This is a genomic window from Planococcus shenhongbingii (assembly GCF_030413635.1).
In the GTDB taxonomy this organism is placed as follows: Bacteria; Bacillota; Bacilli; order Bacillales_A; family Planococcaceae; genus Planococcus; species Planococcus shenhongbingii.
On the sequence record NZ_CP129235.1, the window covers coordinates 2569366 to 2593167 of the forward strand.

The window sequence follows — 23802 nt, forward strand, 5'->3', positions numbered from 1 at the left end:
TGAAGGCCCCGCAGGAGCATAGCGACGAGGAGACTGAAGCCATGCCCGCGGAAAGCGTCCGCCTATAACGAAAATCAAGCTTATTAACTAAGTTTAATTAAAAGAAGAATTTCTGTATATCGTTCCATGTGACGACAATCATTAACAGCATGAGCAGCATGATGCCGACAAAATGGACCATTCCTTCTTTTTGCCGATCGACTGGTTTGCCGCGGATTCCTTCAAGGATAAAGAACATCAGCCGGCCACCGTCAAGTGCCGGAAGCGGCAGTAAATTCATAATCCCTAAGTTGATGCTCAACATACCCGCCCAGCTCATCAAAGTGAAGATGCCGTATTTCGCGACTTCTTCAGTGGTTTTGTAAATTCCGACCGGTCCTGACAAAGCATCAATCGTAAATTGGCCAGTCACCAGCATGCCAAGCAAGCGGAAAATTTCCTTGAACCAAAAGACTGTTTGTTCGGCACCGTATGCAAACGAACCTAAAACATCTTTTTCAAGAGGGCTTCGGTATAGAACCCCAATAACCCCTACTTTTTCTGGAGATTGCTCCGACACTTCAGGTGTAATAGTGAAATCCAAAGGCTGTCCGTCCCGTTCGACTTTGAATGGCAACGGATTTCCGGCGTTATCTTGGACCGCTTCTACTAACTCGTTCCAAGAGCCAATTGCTTTGCCGTCGATTTCTGTGACCAAGTCTCCATTTTGCATTCCGGCTTCTGCAGCCGGGCTGTCTTCTGTTACTTCCGTTATCACAGGTTCATTTGTTGGAATGCCCTGCATCAAACCGATTGCTGTAAAGATAAAGAAAGCCAAAATAAAGTTAAACAGCGGCCCCGCCAGAATTGTCATAAAACGATGGCCAAGGCTTTTCGAGTCGAATTGCCGGTCATAAGGAGCAAGTATCGTTTCTTTGCCGTTTTCTTCAACGACAGCATCACGCGCTACTCCAATACGGACAAATTGATCATCCTCGTCATAACCTTTAATATAAAGTTCTTTCTCTAAATCCGCTTCTTCAACTTCCATAAACAGAATATCCGGATACATTGTCTTCTGATTCATGATAATTTTTTTAGCTAGGCCATCCTTGTCCAATAAAACACCGATCCGATGCCCTGCTTGAAGGTGGATGGTATCCATGTCTTCCCCGGCCATACGGACATAACCGCCAATTGGCAATAAACGGAGCGTGTAGACTGTCTCACCTTTTGTAAGACCTAAAATCTTCGGTCCCATTCCAATTGCAAACTCACGAACTAAGATGCCAGCACGTTTCGCAAACAGAAAGTGGCCAAATTCATGAAAAAATACTAAAGCACCGAAAATAATTATAAACGCTAGAACTGTTTCCATTTGAACCCATCCTTATAAACCGTTTTCGGTTTTAATCTTTAGTTATTTTAGCATGTTTTTAACGGTTTTTCTTGTTTCAGCATCTACGTGTAAAATCGTTTCTAAATCCGGCTTCGAAACCACTTTATGATTATGCATCGCACGTTCAATGAGCTCTTCAATCTGTAAAAATTTAATTTCTTCATTCAAGAACATCGCAACGGCTTGTTCATTTGCTGCATTTAAAACCGTTGTCATCGTGCCGCCTGTTTTTCCAGCCTCAAAAGCCATTTTCAGTGCATGGAACCGTTCGTAATCCATCTCCTGAAAATGCAATTTACCGATTTCCGCAAGATTCAGCCGCTTCGCTTCAGGACGCGGAAGCCGGTCTGGATAAGTCAGTGCATACTGGATAGGAACCCGCATATCAGGTGTGCCAAGCTGCGCCATTACGCTGGTATCATGGAATTCCACCATTGAATGAATGATGCTTTCCCGGTGCAGCAGCACTTCGATGTCTTTATAGTCAAAATCAAATAAAACGTGAGCTTCAATCACTTCCAAGCCTTTATTGACCATGGTCGCAGAATCGATTGTAATTTTTGCGCCCATTGACCAATTCGGGTGGTTTAAAGCTTCTTTTACCGTAACGTCTTTCAAGTCAGCACGTGCAGAATCGCGGAAGCTGCCTCCTGATGCTGTTAAAATCAGACGGCTTGCCTGTTCTCTTTTCTCACCGTTCAGTGCTTGGAACAATGCTGAATGCTCACTGTCAACTGGAAGGATAGCGGCTCCATATTCCTTGGCACTTTGCATGACGAGGTGCCCTGCTGTAACGAGTGTTTCCTTATTGGCGATTGCTACGGTCCTGCCTAATTTGATTGCTTCCAAAGTCGGCTTTAGACCGACGCTTCCGATTACGGCATTGACCAGGATATCTGCGTCATATGTAGCCGTTTCAATCAATCCTTGATCGCCGTGCACGACAGAAACTTCAGGGAATTCTTTGCCGATTTCAATGGCATCTTGTTCACTTTGCACACAAACGATTTCAGGATGGAATTCACGGATGAATTTACGGGTAACCTCCATGTTTTTTCCAGCAGAAAAACCCTTTAATGAAAAGTCATTTTCATGCTCCCGTATTATATCAGCCGTCTGCACACCTATGGATCCGGTGGCCCCCAGCAAAATTATGCTCTTGCTCATTCAGACGCTCCCTTTCTTAGATGAAATGTAAAAAGTGAAGTAGCGGCATTACGAATAGGATGCTGTCAAACCGGTCAAGGATGCCTCCGTGTCCAGGCAAGATGTTGCCTGAATCTTTAACGTTAAAATGCCTTTTTAATGCCGATTCGACTAGATCGCCCATTTGACCAAATACTGATGCAATGATTGTCACACCAATAAGAAGCAGAACCGGCTTTTCCAAATCGATGAAATAGTTCAGAATCAATCCGATGCCAATCGCCCAAACGATGCCTCCGACAAAGCCCTCCACCGTTTTATTAGGCGATATTTCTGGCCATAGCTTGTGTTTGCCGATTTTCCGGCCCGTAAAATAAGCTCCTGAATCTGTGAACCACACAATAAGCAGTGCATAGATGATAAATGCCAGCCCAGCTTCGCGTGTTTCAATTGTGTAGTAAAAGCCCATTCCTAAGTATAAAGTTCCAAGGACGGCAAAAGCGGCATCGTCAAAAGTAAAACTATTTTTGACCACTACAGTATGTATAAGAAGTAAAATAACTGCTAAAAATGCAAACTCCACTTTTATATAACCGGTCCATTCAAAAATTTGAAGCGCCCATTTATCGGGCAGCATAAGGGCGTATAATGCAAAAAGAGCGATAAGCCCGGGAATACTCCATAAATTGCGGCCTTTCATGTTAAGCAACTCTTGCAATCCCACAGTTCCTAATGCATACATCAGAAGTGTAAAAGGCGTTCCCCCAACATAAACAAAAGGAATGAAAAGAGCCGCAGCAATGATTCCAGTTATAATGCGCTGTTTCAATTTGCTTCTTCTCCTTTCAATCCTCCAAAACGGCGATTTCGTTTTTGGTAATTCTCAATCGCATCCAACAAAGCTTCTTCTCCGAAATCAGGCCACAAAGTCTCCGTGAACCAAAATTCTGTATAAGCCAGCTGCCAAAGCATGAAGTTGCTCAGCCGCACTTCCCCGCTTGTCCGGATCAATAAATCCGGCTCTGGCAACCTGCGGGTCATTAGCCCTTCAGTGATATGCTCTTCAGTAATATCTGCTATATTCAGAGTTCCAGCTGCCACTTGTGCAGCAATATCTTTAACCGCATCCACGATTTCCGCACGGCTTCCGTAATTCAAAGCGAAGTTCAGCACAAGGCCGGTATTGTTCTTGGTTGCTTCTTTCGCTTTTCTAATGGCTTCAATGGTATGCGAAGGCAAATTCTGATGATAACCCATCATTTCTACACGCACATTCTCTTCGATTAACTCCGGCAGAAAAGTAGATAAAAACTCTTCAGGAAGACGCATCAGAAAATCCACTTCCATTTTCGGGCGTTTCCAATTTTCGGTGGAAAAAGCATAAAGAGTCAAGACGTTGACCCCTAAATGACTCGCCAGCTTCGTAACTTTGCGGACTGTCTTCATTCCTTCATGATGGCCTGCCACTCTCGGCAGTGAACGTTTTTTAGCCCAGCGCCCATTGCCATCCATAATGATGGCAATATGTGACGGGACCCCTGCTCTGGCAACAGCATATGAACGCTCTTCATATTCCGGAACCGGTTCTGCCATTCGTTTTAATAATTTATTGAACATAGTTTAATCCTCCACCTATTGCAAATCGGCATGTCTATTGCTTATCATATCAAAAAAATTGGCATTGTGCGCTTTCTTTGATGCAGCAATGCATATTTTGGCATGAAAAAGCGTCCTGCTAAACAGGACGCCCGGCAATCATGAAAGTTCGAATTAAACTTCCATAATTTCTTTTTCTTTGTCTTTTGCCACTTCATCGATTTTTGCAATGTATGAATCCGTCAATTTTTGCACTTCATCTGAATAGCTGCGCAAATCATCTTCCGTTATCTCGCTCTTTTTCTCAAGTTTTTTGTATTCGTCATTGGCGTCCCGGCGAATGTTACGGATACCGATTTTCGCTTCTTCCGCTTCTTTTTTCACTTGTTTGACAAGGTCTTTCCGGCGTTCTTCAGTAAGAGCTGGTATTGCCAAACGAATTACCGTACCGTCATTAGTAGGGCTTAAGCCTAAGTCTGATTTAAGAATCGCTTTTTCGATGTCACCCATTATGGTCTTGTCATAAGGTTGAATAACGATTAAGCGTGCTTCCGGAACAGATATACCCGCCACTTGGTTGATCGGTGTAGGAGCTCCGTAATATTCAACAGTCAATTTGTTTAAAATTGAAGGATTTGCACGCCCTGCTCGAATCGAAGAAAGTTCACGTGAAAAAGCTTGGATTGCATTTTCCATTTTTGTTTTCGTATCGTTCATCACATTTTTCGGCATTATAAAGTTCTCCTCACTACTGTCCCGATTTTTTCACCGAGTACAGCCCGTTTTATATTTCCATTTTCCATAATTGAGAATACTACGAGTGGAATGTCATTGTCCATACAAAGTGTGGAAGCTGTTGAATCCATTACTTGCAAGCCTTGCTGAATCACATCAAAATAAGATAGCTCATCGTATTTAACAGCTGTATCATCAGTTCTAGGATCTGCTGAGTAAACACCGTCTACGTTGTTTTTAGCCATTAAAATAACATCGGCTTCAATTTCAGCAGCGCGAAGTGCAGCTGTCGTATCTGTAGAGAAATAAGGATTGCCTGTGCCTGCAGCAAAAATAACAACCCGTTTTTTCTCTAAATGGCGAATGGCTCTTCTTCGGATATAAGGTTCAGCCACTTGGCGCATTTCAATAGAAGAAAGGACACGTGTTTCTACCCCTTGTTTCTCCAAAGAATCTTGCAATGCCAACGAATTCATGACCGTTGCCAGCATTCCCATGTAATCCGCTGTCGCGCGGTCCATACCCATTTCCGAGCCGACCTTGCCCCGCCAGATATTTCCGCCGCCTACAACTACAGCAACTTCTACACCCAGTTCCACAACTTCTTTTACTTGGCTAGCTACTGTTTTGATGATTTCAGGAGACAAACCGAAACCTTGTCCGCCTGCCATCGCTTCTCCACTTAGTTTTAGTACAATGCGTTTATATTGTTGAACACTCATCGGTACCCTCCGTTACACTTTTATTGAAAAATAGGGAACACCTTTCAGTGTTCCCCGGGTTGAATCTTATAAGAATAAACCTTATTTTTTGTTTACTTGGCTCATTACTTCATCAGCAAAGTTATCTTCGCGTTTTTCAATACCTTCTCCAACTTCATAACGGATGAATTCTTTTACAGTTCCACCAGTTGAAGCTGCGAAATCACGAACTTTTTGGTCAGAATTCTTAACAAATGCTTGGTCAAGCAAGCAAACGTCTTCGAAGTACTTGCCAAGGCGGCCTTCAACCATTTTAGCAACAATGTTTTCCGGTTTGCCTTCGTTAAGAGCTTGTTCAGTCAATACTTTGCGTTCATGTTCTACTTCCTCAGCAGAAACTTCGTCGCGTGAAACGTATTTCGGGTTCAAGGCTGCAATGTGCATTGCGATATCGCGTGCAGCGCTGGCGTCTGTAGAGTTTTCAAGAACAACTAGCACGGAGATGCGTCCACCCATGTGAAGGTAAGGACCAAAAGCGTCAGCGTCAGTTTTAGTGCGGACTTCAAAGCGGCGCAAAGTGATTTTCTCACCAATTTTAGCGATAGCGTTTGAAATATGGTCTGCAACTGTAACACCGTTAGACATTGTCGAAGCAGTAGCTTCTTCAATAGTGGCCGGTTTAGTTTCGATCAAGTGCTCGCCCAATTCTTTTACTAACGTCTGGAAGCCTTCGTTTTTCGCTACGAAATCTGTTTCAGCGTTTACTTCGTAGATAACTGCGTCATTGTCTTTTACAAGGATTGAAGTAATCCCTTCAGCTGCAATGCGGTCAGCTTTCTTAGAAGCGCTTGAAAGGCCTTTTTCACGCAAGAAGTCGATTGCTGCGTCAATATCGCCGTCTGTCTGAACTAGTGCTTTTTTGCAATCCATCATACCCGCGCCTGTTTTTTCACGCAATTCTTTTACCATTTGAGCTGTAACTGCCATGATTAAATTCCTCCTTAGGATATATACGTTTTCTCAAAAAAAGGTGATAAGTGGGGTTGGCCGCTTATCACCTGTACTACTTGTGAATTACTCAGCAGCAACAGCTGGAGCTTCTTCGTCTTCTTCCGGTTTAGACTCAAGCAAAGCGTCTGCCATTTTACCAGTCAATAGCTTAACAGCGCGAATTGCATCGTCGTTTGCAGGAATTACATAATCGATTTCATCCGGATCACAGTTAGTATCAACGATACCAACGATAGGAATGTTCAATTTAATAGCTTCTGCTACTGCAATGCGTTCTTTGCGTGGGTCAACTACGAACATTACGTCCGGCAGTGAACTCATATCACGGATACCGCCAAGGAATTTAACAAGGCGTTCGTGTTCTTTTTTCAATTGAACTACTTCTTTTTTCGGTAGAACATCAAAAGTTCCATCCTCTTCCATGCGCTCGATTTGTTTCAAACGGCTAACACGTTTTTGGATTGTACCGAAGTTAGTAAGCGTTCCACCCAACCAGCGTTGGTTGATGTAGTAGTTACCAGAGCGCTCTGCTTCTTCTTTGATAGCATCTTGAGCTTGTTTTTTCGTTCCGACGAATAATACTTTACCGCCTTCTTCGCCCACTTGTTTCATGAAGCTGTAAGCTTCCTCCAATTTGCGGACTGTTTTTTGAAGATCGATAATGTAGATACCGTTACGCTCAACGAAAATATATTTTTTCATTTTCGGGTTCCAACGGCGAGTCTGGTGGCCAAAGTGTACACCAGCTTCAAGCAATTGTTTCATAGAAATTACTGACATGTGTGTTTCCTCCTGATAGGTTATTTTTCCTCCGCACTCTTCTTCTCTGAACCGTTACTTGTTCCAAGCACCTGCGACTCAAATCGAAATGCGTGTGTATTTAACACCATTTGAAATTATACCATGGTCTTTGATAGGACCGCAAGAAGTTTCTCTTATAAGATTCGGCTTCTTTATTTCCACTTCTTATCCTGCTTTTGATTCGAAGTTAAAAATACTGACATTTTGAAGAAGGTTTAATGAAATCGCTTCGGGCAGTGGTTCTCTGTCAGAAGAGAACCGCGAAAAAAATTTGCTCAAATCATTTCTGGCAAAGCTGGCGCAGCGGCGGTGTTTCATGCACCGAAGCCAGCGCAGCGATGCAGAGACAGGTGCAATGCAGAAACAAAAACAGCAAATGAAATACAGACCGGTACAAGAGCAAATGTTTTTGTGCGGCTGATTTGCGGGATTTCATTGGGACCATCCAGCGTTGCGGAAAAAAAGAAAAACAAAAAAGGTGCCGGATCAAATCCGGCACCTTACTGGTTTAATTAATTCATTTTCAATTGTTCTAATTCAGCTAGGAATTTTGTGTTCAATACTTTAATGTATGTCCCTTTCATTCCTAGAGAACGAGATTCGATAACGCCGGCACTTTCAAGTTTGCGAAGTGCGTTAACGATAACCGAGCGAGTGATTCCTACACGGTCAGCAATTTTTGAAGCGACAAGCAAACCTTCGTTGCCGTCAAGCTCTTCAAAAATGTGTTCAATCGCTTCAAGTTCACTGTATGAAAGTGAAGAAATCGCCATTTGAACAACTGCTTTGCTGCGTGCTTCCTCTTCGATGCGGTCGCCTTTTTCACGAAGGATTTCCATCCCTACTACTGTTGCACCGTATTCACCCAAAATCAAATCATCATCTCCGAACGGCTGATCAACGCGGCCAAGAAGAAGGGTCCCTAAACGCTCTCCTCCACCAATAATCGGAACGATTGTTGTCAAACCGCCTTTGAACAATTCACGTTCTTCAACCGGGAAGATCGTGTGCTCGCTGTTTACGTCCAAGTTAGCAGACGTTTCTGTGATGGTAGATAAGTTTTGAGTGTATTCAAGCGGGAATTGACGCTCTTCCAGCATCCCTTTCATACGCTCGTTTTCGATTTGGCGGTTAACTGCGAAACCTAGCACCTTACCTTTACGGCTTACTACGAAAGCGTTGCATTCAATTACTTCGCTTAAAGTTTCAGCCATATCTTTAAAGTTTACAGGCTTTCCTGCCGCTGCTTGCAGCATCGAGTTAATACGTCTTGTTTTTTCCAATAAATTCATTCTAATGAACCTCCTACAGTTTCAAACACTATTTATTAAATATTCTAAAGGTTTTTACTCTTTTTTGAAACTTTTTTGCCTTGAATTACAAGATAAATTGTGACAAATCTTTATTTTTCGCCACATTTTCTAGTTTTTCGTTCACATATTGAGGAGTAATGTCAATTTGTGCCGGCGATATTTCTGCTGCCTCAAATGATAAGTCTTCCAACAAGCGTTCCAAAATCGTATGGAGACGGCGAGCCCCTATATTATCGGTTTCCTGATTTACTTCATAAGCAATTTCCGCAAGTCTGACTATTGACGCATCATTGAAGTGTACCATAACTCCCTCTGTTTCGAGAAGGGCTTTGTACTGATTTATCAAAGAATGTTTTGGTTCCGTTAAAATTTTGACAAAATCATTCACTTCTAGCTTCTGCAATTCAACACGAATCGGGAAACGTCCCTGCAATTCCGGAATAAGATCTGAAGGTTTAGACATATGGAAAGCACCGGCAGCTACAAACAACATGTAATCAGTTTTGACTGCACCGTATTTTGTAGATACCGTTGATCCTTCGACAATCGGCAAAATATCACGCTGCACTCCTTCCCTTGACACATCCGCTGACGAAGTACTGTTTTTACTGGCAATCTTATCCATTTCATCAATGAATATGATGCCCTGCTGTTCGGAACGCTGAATTGCTTCCATAGCGACTTCCTCGTTATCCACCAGTTTAGCCGCTTCTTCAGCCACCAAAATCCGGCGTGCTTCTTTTACCTGCAAACGACGCTTCTTCTTTTTCTTTGGCATTAACGAAGATAAAGCGTCTTGCATATTTGCGCCCATTTGTTCCATTCCCGAACCCTGCAAGGAGTCAAACATAGATGGAATATTTTCTTCCACTTCGACAACGACCCACTCATCTTCCAATTTGCCAGCTTTTAAATCTGCAGCAATTTCTCTTCTCTTCACGCGCACTTCCACTTCTGCTGTCGGGTCTTCTTCTTCCGACTCCATCTTTTGCCCGAAAAGCATTTCAAGTGGGTTTTGGCTGTTTTGCTTTTTCTTGCGTGATGGCGCAAGAAGCTTGACGATTCGTTCATTAGCCGCAGATTCAGCCTGAAACTTAACCGCTTCAAACTTTTCTTCTTTGACGATCCGCACCGCTGCTTCCACCAAATCCCGCACCATTGATTCAACATCGCGGCCAACATAGCCCACTTCTGTAAACTTAGTGGCTTCCACTTTTACAAATGGCGCACCGGTCAATTTGGCAATGCGTCTGGCAATTTCCGTTTTCCCAACGCCCGTAGGACCGATCATCAGGATATTTTTCGGGATCACTTCATCGCGAAGTTCCTCGTCCAGCCGGCTGCGGCGGTATCGGTTGCGCAAAGCAATCGCAATCGATCGTTTGGCGTCTTTTTGGCCAACGATAAAACGGTCAAGGTGATCTGTAATTTGTCTAGGAGTCAAATCTTGCTGTTTTTTCATTTTGACAACTCCTCTACTACGATTTGATGGTTTGTATAGACACAAATGTCTGCTGCAGTTTCTAAAGCGGACTTCGCTATTTCAGCCGCTGTCATCTGGTCCCCTGCAAACTTCTTCAAAGCTCTTCCTGCAGCAAGCGCATAATTGCCTCCTGATCCGATAGCCAAAATCCCATCGTCAGGTTCAATCACTTCGCCGGTTCCTGAAACGAGCAATAACTCGTCTTTGTTCATGATGATCAGCATTGCTTCTAATTGGCGGAGCATTTTATCTCCCCGCCACTGTTTAGCCAGTTCGACAGCGGCACGCTGCAAGTTGCCGTTGTATTCGGTGAGCTTGCCTTCAAACATTTCAAATAAAGTGAAAGCATCTGCAACAGAACCTGCAAAGCCCGTCAGAACCTGGCCATTGTATAACTTCCGCACTTTTCTCGCCGTGTGTTTCATCACTACTGCATTGCCGAATGTGACTTGGCCATCGCCAGCCATTGCGCATTCACCGTTATGCTGAACTGCGAATATCGTTGTTGCATGAAATTGCTGCATGTAGATGTCTCCTCTCTAAGCTCGTGGATGTGAATTCAAATAAGTTTTTTTCAAATGCTCTTTTGTTACATGCGTATACACTTGCGTAGACCTCAAGTGCGAATGCCCCAGCAGCTCTTGCACAGTCCGCATATCAGCTCCATTGTTCAATAAATGGGTTGCAAACGTATGACGGATCATATGGGGATAAATTGACGAATTAACAGATGCTTTTTTCATACATTCGCTCAATATATGCCGAATGCCTCTATCAGTCAGCGGCTCTCCGCGGCTATTGACGAACAATCCCATATGTTCTTGCTTCTTCATTAACCTTGGACGAACTTCATCGATATAATGTTCCAAAGCATCATGTGCAAACTGGCCATATGGAATATACCGTTCTTTCCGTCCCTTTCCCATGACTTTCACAATTTGAATTTGCCGGTCCAAATCCTGCATCCGTATTGATACACATTCGCTGACCCGCATTCCTGTAGCATATAGCAACTCTAGCAGAGCAGTATTTCGGATCGATAAATTATCTTCACCTTTCACTGAGGCAAATAACACTTCCATTTCTTCTTCGTAAAAAAATTGCGGAAGCCGTTCTTCTTTTTTGGGATGGTAAAGCGAACGGAAAGCCGCTTCACTCAACCCGTATTCCCGGTTGCCGTATTTAAAAAAAGAGCGAATCGCTGAAATTTTTCTGGATATGGTTGTGCGCGACAATTGAGCATCATATAATTCCGTCACATAATTTCTCGCATGCAAATATTCTACATCCTGTATCTCCGGCACCTTCTCTTTTTCCAAAAACAGAAAAAAATCCTCCAAATCTTTTTCGTAATGGTGGACGGTGTGTTCAGAGTAATTCTTTTCGAGTTGAATGTAAGTCATAAAAGATTTGAGCATTTCTTCTTTCTTCATCCATGCACCCACCTTTTTTTACAAATACAAAAGCCTCTAAATTATAACAACATTTAGAGGCTTTTATCAATTAAACCGTCGCTGTATTCATATAATTTCGAATTGCCTCGAGAGCTCGTTCCGCATGTCTTTCAGCCCGTTCCTGTTTTGATTTGATACGCTCACCTAAATCAGGGAACAAACCAAAATTGACATTCATCGGCTGGAAGTTCTTGCTGTCTGCTTCTGTAATGTAGCGTGCCATGCTGCCAAGTGCTGTTTCAGCCGGCAGGACAATCTGTGCTTCGCCTAATGCCAGTTTCGCTGCGTTAATGCCTGCCAGAAGGCCGCTTCCGGCAGACTCTACGTAACCTTCAACACCAGTCATTTGTCCGGCAAAGAAGATATTCGGATTCGCTTTCAGCTGGTATGTCGGTTTCAAAACACGCGGTGAGTTTATGAATGTATTGCGATGCATTACACCATAGCGGACAATTTCCACGTTCTCAAGTCCTGGAATCAGTTTCAGCACTTCTTTTTGAGGACCCCATTTTAAATGTGTCTGGAAGCCGACAATATTATAAAGTGTTCCAGCTGCATCGTCTTGGCGCAGCTGGACAACTGCATATGGCCGTTTGCCTGTTTTCGGATCTTCAAGCCCTACCGGTTTCATCGGTCCGAATGTCAAAGTTTTTTCGCCTCTTGCCGCCATGACTTCGATTGGCATACAGCCTTCAAAGTAAATTTCTTTTTCGAATTCTTTTAATGGCACTACTTCCGCTTCGACAAGAGCGGTACGGAAACGGTTAAATTCTTCTTCTGTCATCGGACAGTTCAAGTAAGCCGCTTCGCCTTTATCGTAACGGGATTTCAGATAAACTTTTTCCATGTCAATGCTGTCTTTTTCCACAATCGGCGCAGCCGCATCATAAAAGTATAGATACTCTTCACCAGTCATTTGGCGGATTTTTTCAGCTAGCGCCGGTGAAGTCAAAGGGCCGGTGGCGATGATCGTGATGCCTTCCGGGATTTCTGTTACTTCTTCGTTGATGACTTCAACAAGCGGATGGTTCCGCACTTTCTCTGTTACCAGTCCTGCAAATTCGTGGCGGTCTACCGCGAGCGCGCCTCCTGCCGGAACAGATGAACGGTCGGCAGAGTCGATAATCACCGACTCCAATTGCCGCATCTCTTCTTTTATAACCCCAACCGCATTGGTTAAGGAATTGGCACGCAGTGAATTGCTGCAGACCAGTTCAGCGAATTTGTCGGTATGGTGAGCCGGAGTTTGTTTAACAGGCCGCATTTCATATAACCGTACATTGATTCCGCGCTTCGCTACTTGCCAAGCCGCTTCACTTCCTGCCAAGCCAGCTCCAATTATATTCACATATTTCGTCATCATAAAACACCTCTATTAATTATTGAACTTCTTCTTTGTAATCACAGCTTGTGCAATTGATTTGCACACCTTTTTTTACTTTCTTTTCTACAAGCAACTGGCTGCATTTTGGACATGGACGTTCAATCGGTTTGTCCCACGATACAAAATCACATTCCGGGTAGCGTTCACAGCCGTAAAAAATGCGGCGCTTTTTGCTTTTTCGCTCAACAATTTCGCCTTCCTTGCAAGTTGGGCAAGTTACGCCGATATGTTTCACGATAGCTTTAGTGTTTCGGCAATCCGGAAAATTGCTGCATGCCATGAATTTGCCGTATCGGCCTAATTTAAATACCATCGCAGAACCGCATAATTCACAATCTTCTCCGGCAGGCTCATCTTTGATCTGCACTTTTTCCATTTCGTTTTCTGCTACTTCAACGTGTTTTTCAAAATCTTTGAAGAAAGTGTGTATAATGGCTCTCCATTCTATTTCGCCTTCTTCAACACTGTCCAAGTCATTTTCCATTTTCGCCGTGAATTCAATGTTTATGATATCCGGGAAAAATTCAAGGACCAGCTGATGGACAATTTCTCCCAGCTCTGTCGGTATAAAACGCTTGGCATCCAATGACACATAACCACGCTTTTGGATGGTGTCCAAAGTCGGTGCATAAGTAGACGGACGGCCGATTCCCAATTCTTCCAGTGCTCGGACTAAACGGGCCTCTGTAAAGCGCGGAGGAGGCTGTGTGAAATGCTGTTTTGGTTCAATCGCAACAGCTTTAACCGTATCACCTTCCGCCATTTCAGGCAAAATATTATCTTTGTCTTCTGTCTGGTCATCTGTTCCTTCAATATAAAGCTTCATGAAACCAGGGAACTTTACTTGAGAACCGTTTGCACGGAATACTGCATCCCCGTTCTGCAACTCCGCCATTACTGTATCCAAAACTGCAGGAGACATTTGGCTCGCTACGAAACGATCCCAAATCAATTTATACAGCCGGTACAAGTCACGCGATAAGATGCTTTTCATTGATTCTGGCGTCCGCAAAACGCTGGTAGGACGTACCGCTTCGTGAGCATCCTGCGATTTGGCTGATTGTTTGGCAGCCGCTGACTTCGTTACATATTCCTCACCGTACTGCTCGACAATAAAATCGAGTGCATCTTTTTTGGCAGTTTCTGAAATACGGGTTGAATCCGTACGCATATACGTAATCAATCCTGTTATGCCTTCTTTTCCAACTTGTATACCTTCATATAATTGTTGGGCAAGCATCATTGTCTTTTTCGCTCGGAAATTTAATTTGCGGGCAGCTTCCTGCTGGAGGGATGAAGTTGTAAAAGAAGGGGAAGGATTTCTCTTTCTTTCTTTTTTCACAACGCGATTAACTGAAAAGTCTTTGCCTTTCATCGATGCCATCACAGCTTTAACATCGTCTTCGTTTTGCAATTTCATCTTTTCTTTGGTGCTTCCATAAAATTGAGCTTCAAATTTCTTTTTTGCTTTTTCAAACTCGCCTGTGATGGACCAGTATTCTTCCGGTTCGAAATTTTTGATTTCATTTTCACGGTCAATGATCAAACGAAGGGCAACAGATTGAACCCGTCCTGCTGATAACCCTTTTTTCACTTTTTTCCAAAGCAAAGGGCTGATGCTATAACCGACAAGGCGGTCGAGTATTCGCCGCGCTTGCTGCGCATCCACTAAATCCATGTCAATTTTCCGAGGATGTTTAAATGATTCTTTGATGGCGTCTTTTGTAATCTCGTTGAAGACGACTCTGCATTCCGTGCTTTGGTCAACACCTAGAGCATTGGCTAAATGCCAGGCAATGGCTTCTCCTTCTCGATCCGGGTCAGCTGCGAGAAAGACTTTTTTCGCTTTTTTCGCTTCTTTTTTAAGATCTTGTAATATTGGGCCTTTGCCTCTGATCGTAATATAGCGGGGTTCGTAATTATTTTCAACGTCTACTCCCATTGTGCTGCGGGGCAGATCGCGTAAATGCCCGAGAGATGCGCGGACTTTATACTTTTTCCCTAAATACCGTTCAATTGTTTTCGCTTTTGCAGGCGATTCAACAATAACCAAATAATCCGACATGAATATTCCTCCTCATAGAGGTTTCTTAAAATTATATAAAAGAATTACCTGTTGCAAAATGTATAACAGTTTTTGAAGGAATGCAAGGCTTTTCATTTATAGCCATTATTTTTCAGCCCTTAAAAGCCGATATTCTTCAAGGATTTGACTGCCTTTCCATACCGGCTTAGCCCCTTCCAAAATTAATTTGTGCGGCCCTTCAGACAAGGCTGAAAAAATATCTCCAGGAACAGCGAAAATATCTTTTCCGTGGTCCAAAGCATGTTCCACAGTGCTTAACGTTCCGCTTTTCGCTTTAGCTTCTGTAACCAGGATCCCTTGCGACAAACCACTGATAATCCGATTTCTCATAGGGAAATTCCATCGTTTCGGCTGCATATATGGCGGATATTCGGTGATCGATAAATATTTTTCTTCTATTATACTATGCAGCCCCGCATTCTCTTTTGGGTATGGGTGCAAAAAGCCGCTTCCTGTCACTGCAATCGTTTGGCCACCGAGTTCAATTGCTGTGGCATGCGCCATGGCATCTGCACCTTTAGCAAGGCCGCTGACGATAAGACATTGTTGTTCAACTAAAGGCGGCAGTATGGCATTGATGGCTTTTTGGGAATAATGGGAGGCGTTCCGAGAGCCGATGACTGCTATTTTTTCGGGGGATAGCAGCAGTTCAATCCTGCCTTTTGCATAAAGTATCGCCGGTGGATCAATCAAATCCAGCAAACTTACGGGGTAATTGGGATGGTGAAAAGATATGGGGGTTATCTTGTGTTTCTCGTATAAATCTTTAAAAGGAATGGTTAAAGCTTCTGCGTATGCAGTTTTCAATTGATTTGCCTGCGCGAGTGAAATTTCCATTAGAGCAGCTATTTCAAACGGCTTTCTTCTGTAGAGCTTCTCCAGCTCCGGATCATCGATCATTAACCGATTTAACCGGTTCAACGGTTTTGGGTAGACATAATGCAAAGCTAACAGCCGCTGCCAAAAATCTTCTGTCATCAAATTCCTCCTTCAATCAAATTCCTCCTTCAATCAAATAAAAATAAGACGCACCAGCAAGATGCGCCTTACTCTCATATTAATGTGTTTTACACTGGTCGTACAAGCCTTTTTCTCTGATTACTCGGATTAAAGTCTCGCCGATTACTGAAGGAGTTTCTGCAACTTCGATTCCAGCTTCGTTCATCGCTTTAATCTTGTCTGCAGCTGTTCCTTTACCGCCAGAAATGATCGCACCGGCATGGCCCATACGTTTTCCTTCTGGAGCAGTTTGGCCGCCGATAAAGCCGACAACCGGTTTTGTCATGTTCGCTTTGACCCACGCAGCAGCTTCTTCTTCTGCTGTTCCGCCGATTTCACCGATCATAATAACCGCATACGTATCTTCGTCTTCGTTGAATGCTTCAAGAGCATCGATGAAGTTTGTTCCGTTCACAGGATCTCCGCCGATTCCAACAGTTGTCGATTGGCCGATTCCTGCAACTGAAAGTTGAAGAGTCGCTTCGTATGTCAACGTCCCAGAACGGGAAATAACGCCGACATGACCTTTTTTATGGATATAGCCAGGCATGATTCCGATTTTACATTCGTCAGGAGTGATGACACCCGGACAGTTTGGTCCGACCAAACGCGTTTTTTTGCCTTCCATATAACGCTTCACTTTAACCATATCCAATACAGGAATGTGTTCAGTGATGCAGATCGTCATATCAAGTTCAGCATCAACCGCTTCAAGAATTGCATCAGCCGCAAAAGGAGCTGGTACATAAATTACTGAAACATTAGCGCCGGTAGCTTTGACAGCATCTTCCACTGTGTTGAAAACCGGTACGCCTTCAACTTCAGTGCCACCCTTGCCCGGTGTTACCCCAGCAACGATTTTTGTTCCATATTCAAGCATCTGTTTTGTATGGAAAAGGGCAGTTGACCCTGTAATTCCCTGTACAATAACTTTTGTGTCTTTGTTAATGAATACACTCATCTTTGTCCCTGCCCTTCTTTAGCCTACAAGTTCTACGATCTTTTGAGCGCCTTCTGCCATTGTGTCAGCAGAGTTGATATCAAGACCTGATTCGTTCAGCAATTTTTTGCCTAATTCAACGTTTGTTCCTTCAAGACGGACGACTAAAGGCACATTCAAGCTTACTTCTTTCGCTGCTTGGATAACGCCTTCCGCGATGATGTCACACTTCATGATACCGCCGAAAATGTTAACGAATATTCCTTTTACATTCTTGTCAGAAAGAATGATTTTGAAAGCTTCCGTTACTTTCTCAGCAGTGGCACCGCCCCCAACGTCAAGGAAGTTAGCGGGTGTTCCGCCGTAATAGTTGATCGTATCCATTGTTGCCATAGCTAGGCCGGCACCGTTAACCATACAGCCGATATTTCCGTCTAGGGAAATATAGCTCAAGTCATATTTTGAAGCTTCGATTTCTTTAGGATCTTCTTCATCATAATCGCGCATTTCCATGATGTTCTGATGGCGGTAAAGAGCGTTTGCATCGAAGTTGAATTTCGCATCCAATGCTACTACTTGGCCGTCTCCAGTCACTACTAGCGGGTTGATTTCGACGATAGCTGCATCCGTATCAACATAAGCCTGATAAAGGCCCAGCATCAATTTCGCTGCTTTGTTGACAAGTTTAGTCGGGATGTTCATGTTATATGCCATACGACGTGCCTGGAAGCCAGTCAATCCGACAACCGGGTCGATTTCTTCATAGAAAAGACGCTCCGGATTGTTTGCTGCTACTTCCTCGATGTCCATTCCGCCTTCTTCTGAACCCATAAGAGTTACACGAGAAGTTTCGCGGTCAAGCACCAATCCTAAGTAATATTCCTTCTGGATGTCGCTTCCCGCTTCAATATACAAGCGTTTAACTTCTTTTCCTTCAGGACCTGTCTGATGTGTCACAAGTACTTTACCAAGTAATTCTTTGGCAATTGTGCGCACTTCGTCCAAGTTTTTAGCAAGCTTGACTCCGCCTGCTTTCCCGCGGCCACCTGCGTGGATTTGGGCTTTTACCACAACAACATCAGTACCTAGTTCTTTAGCCGCTTTCACTGCTTCTTCCGGAGAAAAAGCTACATGGCCTTCAGGAACTGCTACTCCATATTGTTTAAGGATTTGTTTCCCCTGATATTCATGGATATTCATCTGTCATCCTCCAATCAAACATCTGTATCTTTATGTAGTGCCTTTATCATTGTATTAAAGATGCCTTCAAAAGTCCACAGTTGTTGGCTGTACTGCAAAAAAATCCGAGTTTTCAATCGTCTCGGGCCGGACATTTTTAAAATAATTTCTCTTGCAGCAATGACTTTACGGGTTCAAACGTTTTCCGGTGGATGGGGCAGGGGCCGAATTTCTGCAAAGCGGCTACATGCTCTTTTGTGCCGTATCCAGCATGTCTATCGAAACCGTAAACCGGATACTCTGCTGCATAAGCTTCCATGATTGCATCACGGCTTGTCTTTGCCAGAATAGAAGCTGCGGCAATGCTCAAGCTTTTGGCATCCCCTTTAATGATCGATTCGCTTTGTCTTCCAACGTCCAGTTTCATCGCATCTGCCAGAACAATATCGGGTTTCGGATTTAATTGCAATGCCGCTTTTGTCATTGACATTTTAGTCGCTTGATAAATATTCAGTGCATCAATTTCTTCAGGGGGCTGAATATGCACGGCATAGCTGACAGCCATATCTTTAATCAGTAAGGCAAAATATTCACGTTTCGCTTTTGGCAGTTTTTTCGAATCGTCCAAGCCAAGGAGGGCTGAACAGTCTTCAGGCAGGATGACAGCTGCAGTGACTACCGGACCGGCAAGTGGACCCCTGCCTGCTTCATCGATTCCACAGACCAAATCGCCTTTATTCTTTTTAAAGGTTTCATCAAAATCTATTTTTTGGCTGTGCGCTAAAACCAGTTTTTCGCGCCGGCTTTTTTTTCGCTGCCAGCCCGAGAGCGCAGCCTGTACATTTTTTCTTGAATCTTGTTGGAGTTCATCCATCCAAGGCTCCCATTCGACAGCCTCTGCCAATCTTTCTTTCACTTCTCCAATTGTTTTCATGCCATCAGCTCTTTCTGTTTTTTGTATGTAAAAAAAGAGCCGGACTCAATTGCTTGAGCCAGCCCTTTTGATCGCACATTATTCCTCAACAATCATTTCATCGCGGTAGTCGAACGTAATACGGCCAAGATATTGATTGCGGATATCACGGACGATGGCTTCAGCAGTCATTTCATAATCCACTTCTCCACCTGGTGAAATGAAACTCCGCTTTTTTGCAATGTGGTCAAACGTATGGACAATTTCTTCATCTACGCCATCGATGCCATAGCGCTCTTTCAAGCGTTCCGGATACCGCTCTTCAAGAAATTTCAGTGCATAAATTGCCAGTTCCTCCATCTGGATGACCGAATCTTTTATCGCTCCTGTTACGGCCAGCTTTAAACCGGTTTCAGGATCTTCAAATTTCGGCCAAAGAATACCTGGCGTATCCAACAATTCAATTTCTTTGCCGACTTTGATCCACTGCTGGGCTTTTGTTACACCGGGCATATTGCCAGTTTTTGCCAGACTTTTCTTGGACAGCCGATTGATCAGCGTAGATTTCCCGACATTCGGTATGCCAACAATCATGGCACGCATCGCTCGGGGCTTGATTCCTTTGGAAATCATCCGGTCCCATTTTTCAGCTAAAATTTCTTTTGATGTTTTGGTCACTAATTGCAGCCCTCTACCTTCAAGGGAATTGATTGCAACTGCGCGGGTTCCTTGATCCTCAAAATAACGAATCCACTTTTTGGTTTCAACTTCATCTGCCATATCCATTTTGTTTAAAATAATCAAACGTGGTTTTTGCTGAATCACTTGATCAATCATAGGATTTCGTGAAGATAAAGGTAACCGGGCATCTACAAGTTCGAAGATGATATCCACCAATTTCAGTTTTTCCGTAACTTCTCTTCTTGCTTTTGCCATATGCCCTGGAAACCATTGTATCGTCATAAAAACACTCCTTAGTTAACGACTCCCGCTTCAGCCATCGGCCAGAACACAAAATTTGTGCTGCCGATGACTTCTTCCATTGGCACGATGCCAATATGGCGGCTGTCTTTGCTTGCTCTCCGGTTATCACCCATTACAAAAACATACCCTTCCGGAATCGTGCTTTTATTGGTGATATCCTCTAATGTAAAATCTTCAGTTAATGTACCGGTAATTCCTTCTTTATAAGAATCCAAATAAGGCTCTTCTACCGCTTCACCGTTTATATAAAGCTGATCATCTTCATAGGCGACGTGATCGCCAGGCAGCCCTATTACTCGCTTAATATAATCCTTTTCTTCAGGAGCATGAAAAACGATAATATCAAATCGCTCAGGATCTCCGACAGTATAGCCAATTTTGTTGACGATCATCCGGTCTCCGTGCTCTAAAGTCGGCATCATGGATTCTCCGTCTACAACAATCGGTGTGAAAAAGAAAAATCGTATTATTGCAGCAAGCCCAAACGCAATTAATAAAGCTTTAGACCATTCCCATACTTCATTTTTTTTCTTCACTTCAGGTTCCATGCGTGTTCCTCCCTAAACTTTCTGGTTTAATTGTACAAGGATTGTCCACTTTTAGCAAAGAAAAGCGAAAGTGCCTAAGCTAGTTGTGACAAGCGCTAACGGGCATAAATATTTCCCGGATTCTATTACATCAGCAGCTCTTTTCCCTCTTTTTAAGTCACTGAAACAATTGAACAGATCCAAACTTGTCAGTAAGGCAGCCAATACCCTTTCCTAACATACCAACGTAACAAAAATGCCCAGTCTCCTCTGATCTGGATAATCCTCTTAACATGAAATTTTTTCAAAACTTGATGGGATTACAACCCATTAAATTTATCGAAGGCAAAGCAAAAAGAAAGAGGGCGGATTCCGCCCTCTTTCATCAGTGCAATCTTATCGAATTTCTTTGATGCGTGCTGCTTTACCGCGTAGGTTGCGCAAGTAGTACAATTTCGCACGACGTACTTTACCGCGACGGACAACATCAAGTTGTGCAATTTTTGGTGTGTGTACAGGGAATGTACGCTCAACACCAACACCATAAGAGATTTTACGGACAGTGAATGATTCACTGATTCCGCCTCCACGGCGACCAATTACTACTCCTTCGTATACCTGAATACGTTCGCGAGTTCCCTCGACAACTTTCACGTGTACACGAACAGTGTCTCCCGGACGGAAATCTGGGTGATCTGAACGTAGTTGTTCTTTAGTAATGTCTGCAATAATGTTTTGCATGTTTTTTCTCTCCTTCTACAGATGCTCTTGCACACAAAGGCTGTTGCAGCGGAACACCGTGATCCTGTACTTCACATAAAAGTACAGACTCCATAGTACCACTAAACAATCCGTTTCGCAAGAGTCATTCTGATTATCGTTTTTGTTTTTTCAATCCATTCAAAATCTTCTGCTGCTCTGCAGTCAACTGAAGCTCTTCAAGCAAATCCGGTCTGCGGTCCAATGTGCGTTTCAACGCTTGCTCTTCCCGCCATTGATCGACTTTGGCATGATTCCCGGAAGTCAGGACGGCCGGAACTGTCCAGCCTCTGAAATCCGCGGGACGGGTGTAGTGAGGGTGTTCTAACAAGCCGGTCGAGAAAGAGTCTTGGACCGGGGAGTCGGCATTGCCTAGTACGCCTGGAAGCAGCCTGACGACACTATCGATAACCGTCATCGCCGCCAGTTCACCGCCAGTCAACACAAAATCTCCGATTGAAATTTCGTCTGTCACCAAATGCTCCCGGATCCGTTCATCATACCCTTCGTAATGGCCGCAAATGAAAATCAATTCCTCTTCCTGAGCAAGCTCTTCCGCTTTTTTCTGGGTAAAGCGTTCGCCTTGCGGACACATCAGGATAATCCGGGATTTCTTGCTCTGAGAAAGCGATTCTACAGCATTGAAAATCGGTTCCGGTTTCAGCACCATGCCGGCTCCTCCGCCAAATGGATAATCATCCACTTGGCGTTTGTTATCGGCAAACTGCCGGATATCCGTAACACCCAGGGTGACCGCATTTTTTTCTTGTGCCTTTTTCATAATGGATTGATTGAAGATTCCCTCGAACATCGTCGGAAATAAAGACAAGACATTTATATTCATTCGTTCAACAAACCTTCCAGTACATCAATGACGACTTTCTTCTCATCTACATCAATTTCTTTAACCACATCTTCAATATAAGGAATGTAATGCTTTTTCCCCGATTTCGGAGTGACTTCCCAGACATCATTAGCACCAGTTTCTAAAATTTCAGTAACGATGCCAATTTCCTGACCTTCCGTCGAGAAAACAGTACAGCCCAAAATTTCATGATGATAATAGGCATGGTCTTCCAATTCCGTTAAATCATGCTCCGCAATGCGCAAATAAGAATCTTTGAATTCCACTACATCATTGATATTTGGATAGCCTTCAAACGTCAGCAATTCAAAATTTTTATGCTGGCGATGGCTGGCGATTTTCACCATGATCGGCTTTTTCGCATCGGGTTTAAAAAGGCCGAGTTTCATGCCGACCGCAAACCGTTCTTCAGGAAAATCAGTACGCGATAAAACCCGGACCTCTCCTCGGATTCCGTGAGTATTAACGATTTTTCCAACATTAAACCATTCCACTCAAAAACACCCTTCCACTTTCTGTTTAAACTAAATAAATTGAAATAATCTTCATCTGTGGATATTCCGCAGCCAAGACATTGGCTGAGGCCTACGAGACTAAGTCTTTGCGACGAAGCGCACAGAGATGCAGAAACAGAGTCAGTACGGTTTTCTCAGCTGTTTGGCTCCATATCTAAGTGAGCAACCATCAAAAACCATCTCAATGATCATCACTTTTATAGAAAACTTATCCAGCGTAGGCGCGTCCACGGGCTAGACGGAGCTATGAGACGAGTGTTTTTCTCGGCTCATGGCGGAAGCCCTGCCCAAAGCGACCGAAGCGGCATGGTAAAGAATCATTTTTTGATTCGTCTTATATAGATTTCATTTGCATTTCCATTTAATCTGACAAAAAAGGAAGGAACCTGGGCTCCTTCCTTTTTGTTAATCCACAATATCTACGTAAGTCTTTTTCTTATGATAATTGCTTGCTGCTGAATACACGATGGAACGGATGGCTTTCGCCACGCGCCCTTGTTTCCCGATCACTTTCCCTGTATCTTCTGAATGCACGGAAAGCTTGTAGACAATACGGCTTGCATTTTCGTCGATTTCGACTTTAACATCATCCGGATGATCAACCAGCGGTTTCACAATGGTTTCAATCAGCTGCTTCATAAGAAAACTCCCTTACTTGCTTGATTTTTCGTTATGGAATTTCTCCATAATGCCATTTTTAGAAAACAAGTTGCGAACAGTGTCAGATGGTTTTGCACCATCATGAAGCCATTTCAACGCTAATTCTTCGTCGATTTTAACTTCAGCTGGAACTGTTAGCGGGTTGTAAGTACCTACTGTTTGGATTTGACGGCCGTCACGTGGAGCACGTGAGTCAGCTACTACGATACGGTAAAAAGGAGATTTTTTTGCTCCCATACGTTTCAAACGAATTTTTACTGCCATTTCTTAAAGCACCTCCGAATAGTTTCACACAAGATATTATATTAGCAAGCTTTAAATAGTTTGTAAAGTATTTTTTCTTAACACCTTAAATTTTATTGAAAACTGTACT

At 43.5% G+C, this 23802-nt stretch carries 25 protein-coding genes; all 25 read right to left on the reverse strand.

The features are described from left to right. Positions 1-97: 97 nt before the first annotated feature. The 25 genes from rseP to rpsP all read right to left on the reverse strand — a co-directional run bounded on the left by rseP (position 98) and on the right by rpsP (position 23693). Positions 98-1357, reverse strand: coding sequence for an RIP metalloprotease RseP (gene rseP / locus QWY16_RS12720; protein ID WP_300989595.1), 1260 nt, complete (start codon positions 1355-1357; stop codon positions 98-100). A 42-nt stretch (positions 1358-1399) separates the two neighbouring features. Next, entirely contained in the window at positions 1400-2545 is a 1146-nt protein-coding gene (dxr, locus tag QWY16_RS12725; protein WP_300989596.1) for a 1-deoxy-D-xylulose-5-phosphate reductoisomerase, read from the reverse strand. Between the two features lie 16 nt (positions 2546-2561). Further along, positions 2562-3353 carry a phosphatidate cytidylyltransferase gene (locus tag QWY16_RS12730; protein ID WP_300989597.1) on the reverse strand — a complete coding sequence of 264 codons (792 nt, stop codon included), beginning with the start codon at positions 3351-3353 and terminating at the stop codon, positions 2562-2564. Continuing rightward, positions 3350-4141: an undecaprenyl pyrophosphate synthase gene (gene uppS / locus QWY16_RS12735; protein ID WP_436837142.1), complete on the reverse strand. Its 792-nt coding sequence runs from the start codon at positions 4139-4141 to the stop codon at positions 3350-3352. The genes QWY16_RS12730 and uppS overlap by 4 nt, the downstream gene beginning before the upstream one ends. 153 nt (positions 4142-4294) lie before the next feature. Continuing rightward, positions 4295-4852, reverse strand: coding sequence for a ribosome recycling factor (gene frr / locus QWY16_RS12740; protein WP_300989598.1), 558 nt, complete (start codon positions 4850-4852; stop codon positions 4295-4297). Next, positions 4852-5577: a UMP kinase gene (gene pyrH, locus QWY16_RS12745; RefSeq protein WP_300989599.1), complete on the reverse strand. Its 726-nt coding sequence runs from the start codon at positions 5575-5577 to the stop codon at positions 4852-4854. Before pyrH ends, frr begins: the two co-directional genes overlap by 1 nt. A gap of 81 nt (positions 5578-5658) precedes the next feature. Continuing rightward, positions 5659-6543, reverse strand: a complete 885-nt coding sequence (gene tsf / locus QWY16_RS12750) for a translation elongation factor Ts (protein ID WP_300989600.1) — start codon at positions 6541-6543, stop codon at positions 5659-5661. Between the two features lie 87 nt (positions 6544-6630). Beyond that, a complete protein-coding gene (rpsB, locus tag QWY16_RS12755; RefSeq protein WP_300989601.1) occupies positions 6631-7347 on the reverse strand; it encodes a 30S ribosomal protein S2 in 717 nt (238 codons plus the stop codon). Positions 7348-7880: 533 nt separating this feature from the next. After that, positions 7881-8660: a GTP-sensing pleiotropic transcriptional regulator CodY gene (gene codY / locus QWY16_RS12760; RefSeq protein ID WP_300989602.1), complete on the reverse strand. Its 780-nt coding sequence runs from the start codon at positions 8658-8660 to the stop codon at positions 7881-7883. Between the two features lie 85 nt (positions 8661-8745). Continuing rightward, the gene (gene hslU, locus QWY16_RS12765) at positions 8746-10143 is read right to left on the reverse strand and encodes an ATP-dependent protease ATPase subunit HslU (RefSeq protein ID WP_300989603.1); all 1398 of its coding nucleotides are present in this window, start codon (positions 10141-10143) and stop codon (positions 8746-8748) included. Further along, positions 10140-10688, reverse strand: a complete 549-nt coding sequence (gene hslV, locus QWY16_RS12770; RefSeq protein WP_300989604.1) for an ATP-dependent protease subunit HslV — start codon at positions 10686-10688, stop codon at positions 10140-10142. Before hslV ends, hslU begins: the two co-directional genes overlap by 4 nt. 15 nt (positions 10689-10703) lie before the next feature. After that, on the reverse strand, positions 10704-11597 hold the full coding sequence (gene xerC, locus QWY16_RS12775) for a tyrosine recombinase XerC (RefSeq protein ID WP_300989605.1): 894 nt from the start codon (positions 11595-11597) through the stop codon (positions 10704-10706). 70 nt (positions 11598-11667) lie between these two features. Continuing rightward, the gene (gene trmFO / locus QWY16_RS12780; RefSeq protein ID WP_436837188.1) at positions 11668-12978 is read right to left on the reverse strand and encodes an FADH(2)-oxidizing methylenetetrahydrofolate--tRNA-(uracil(54)-C(5))-methyltransferase TrmFO; all 1311 of its coding nucleotides are present in this window, start codon (positions 12976-12978) and stop codon (positions 11668-11670) included. A gap of 19 nt (positions 12979-12997) precedes the next feature. Next, complete coding sequence (topA, locus tag QWY16_RS12785; protein WP_300989607.1) at positions 12998-15067, reverse strand: type I DNA topoisomerase; 2070 nt, start codon at positions 15065-15067, stop codon at positions 12998-13000. A 105-nt stretch (positions 15068-15172) separates the two neighbouring features. Further along, positions 15173-16066 (reverse strand): DNA-processing protein DprA, encoded by an 894-nt coding sequence (gene dprA, locus QWY16_RS12790; protein ID WP_300989608.1) that lies wholly within the window; start codon positions 16064-16066, stop codon positions 15173-15175. Positions 16067-16145: 79 nt separating this feature from the next. After that, positions 16146-17048: a succinate--CoA ligase subunit alpha gene (gene sucD / locus QWY16_RS12795; RefSeq protein ID WP_300989609.1), complete on the reverse strand. Its 903-nt coding sequence runs from the start codon at positions 17046-17048 to the stop codon at positions 16146-16148. 18 nt (positions 17049-17066) lie between these two features. Continuing rightward, positions 17067-18227 carry an ADP-forming succinate--CoA ligase subunit beta gene (gene sucC / locus QWY16_RS12800; protein WP_300989610.1) on the reverse strand — a complete coding sequence of 387 codons (1161 nt, stop codon included), beginning with the start codon at positions 18225-18227 and terminating at the stop codon, positions 17067-17069. 136 nt (positions 18228-18363) lie between these two features. After that, positions 18364-19140, reverse strand: coding sequence for a ribonuclease HII (rnhB, locus tag QWY16_RS12805; RefSeq protein WP_300989611.1), 777 nt, complete (start codon positions 19138-19140; stop codon positions 18364-18366). A 78-nt stretch (positions 19141-19218) separates the two neighbouring features. Continuing rightward, complete coding sequence (gene ylqF / locus QWY16_RS12810; protein ID WP_300989612.1) at positions 19219-20082, reverse strand: ribosome biogenesis GTPase YlqF; 864 nt, start codon at positions 20080-20082, stop codon at positions 19219-19221. Positions 20083-20093: 11 nt separating this feature from the next. Then, entirely contained in the window at positions 20094-20651 is a 558-nt protein-coding gene (gene lepB / locus QWY16_RS12815) for a signal peptidase I (RefSeq protein WP_300989613.1), read from the reverse strand. Between the two features lie 375 nt (positions 20652-21026). Continuing rightward, a complete protein-coding gene (rplS, locus tag QWY16_RS12820; RefSeq protein ID WP_300989614.1) occupies positions 21027-21371 on the reverse strand; it encodes a 50S ribosomal protein L19 in 345 nt (114 codons plus the stop codon). A 133-nt stretch (positions 21372-21504) separates the two neighbouring features. After that, positions 21505-22233 carry a tRNA (guanosine(37)-N1)-methyltransferase TrmD gene (gene trmD / locus QWY16_RS12825; protein WP_300989615.1) on the reverse strand — a complete coding sequence of 243 codons (729 nt, stop codon included), beginning with the start codon at positions 22231-22233 and terminating at the stop codon, positions 21505-21507. Further along, positions 22230-22748 (reverse strand): ribosome maturation factor RimM, encoded by a 519-nt coding sequence (gene rimM, locus QWY16_RS12830; protein ID WP_300989616.1) that lies wholly within the window; start codon positions 22746-22748, stop codon positions 22230-22232. The genes trmD and rimM overlap by 4 nt, the downstream gene beginning before the upstream one ends. A gap of 426 nt (positions 22749-23174) precedes the next feature. Beyond that, on the reverse strand, positions 23175-23408 hold the full coding sequence (locus QWY16_RS12835; RefSeq protein ID WP_300989617.1) for a KH domain-containing protein: 234 nt from the start codon (positions 23406-23408) through the stop codon (positions 23175-23177). A gap of 12 nt (positions 23409-23420) precedes the next feature. Next, positions 23421-23693, reverse strand: coding sequence for a 30S ribosomal protein S16 (gene rpsP, locus QWY16_RS12840; protein WP_300989618.1), 273 nt, complete (start codon positions 23691-23693; stop codon positions 23421-23423). Between the last annotated feature and the right edge of the window lie 109 nt (positions 23694-23802).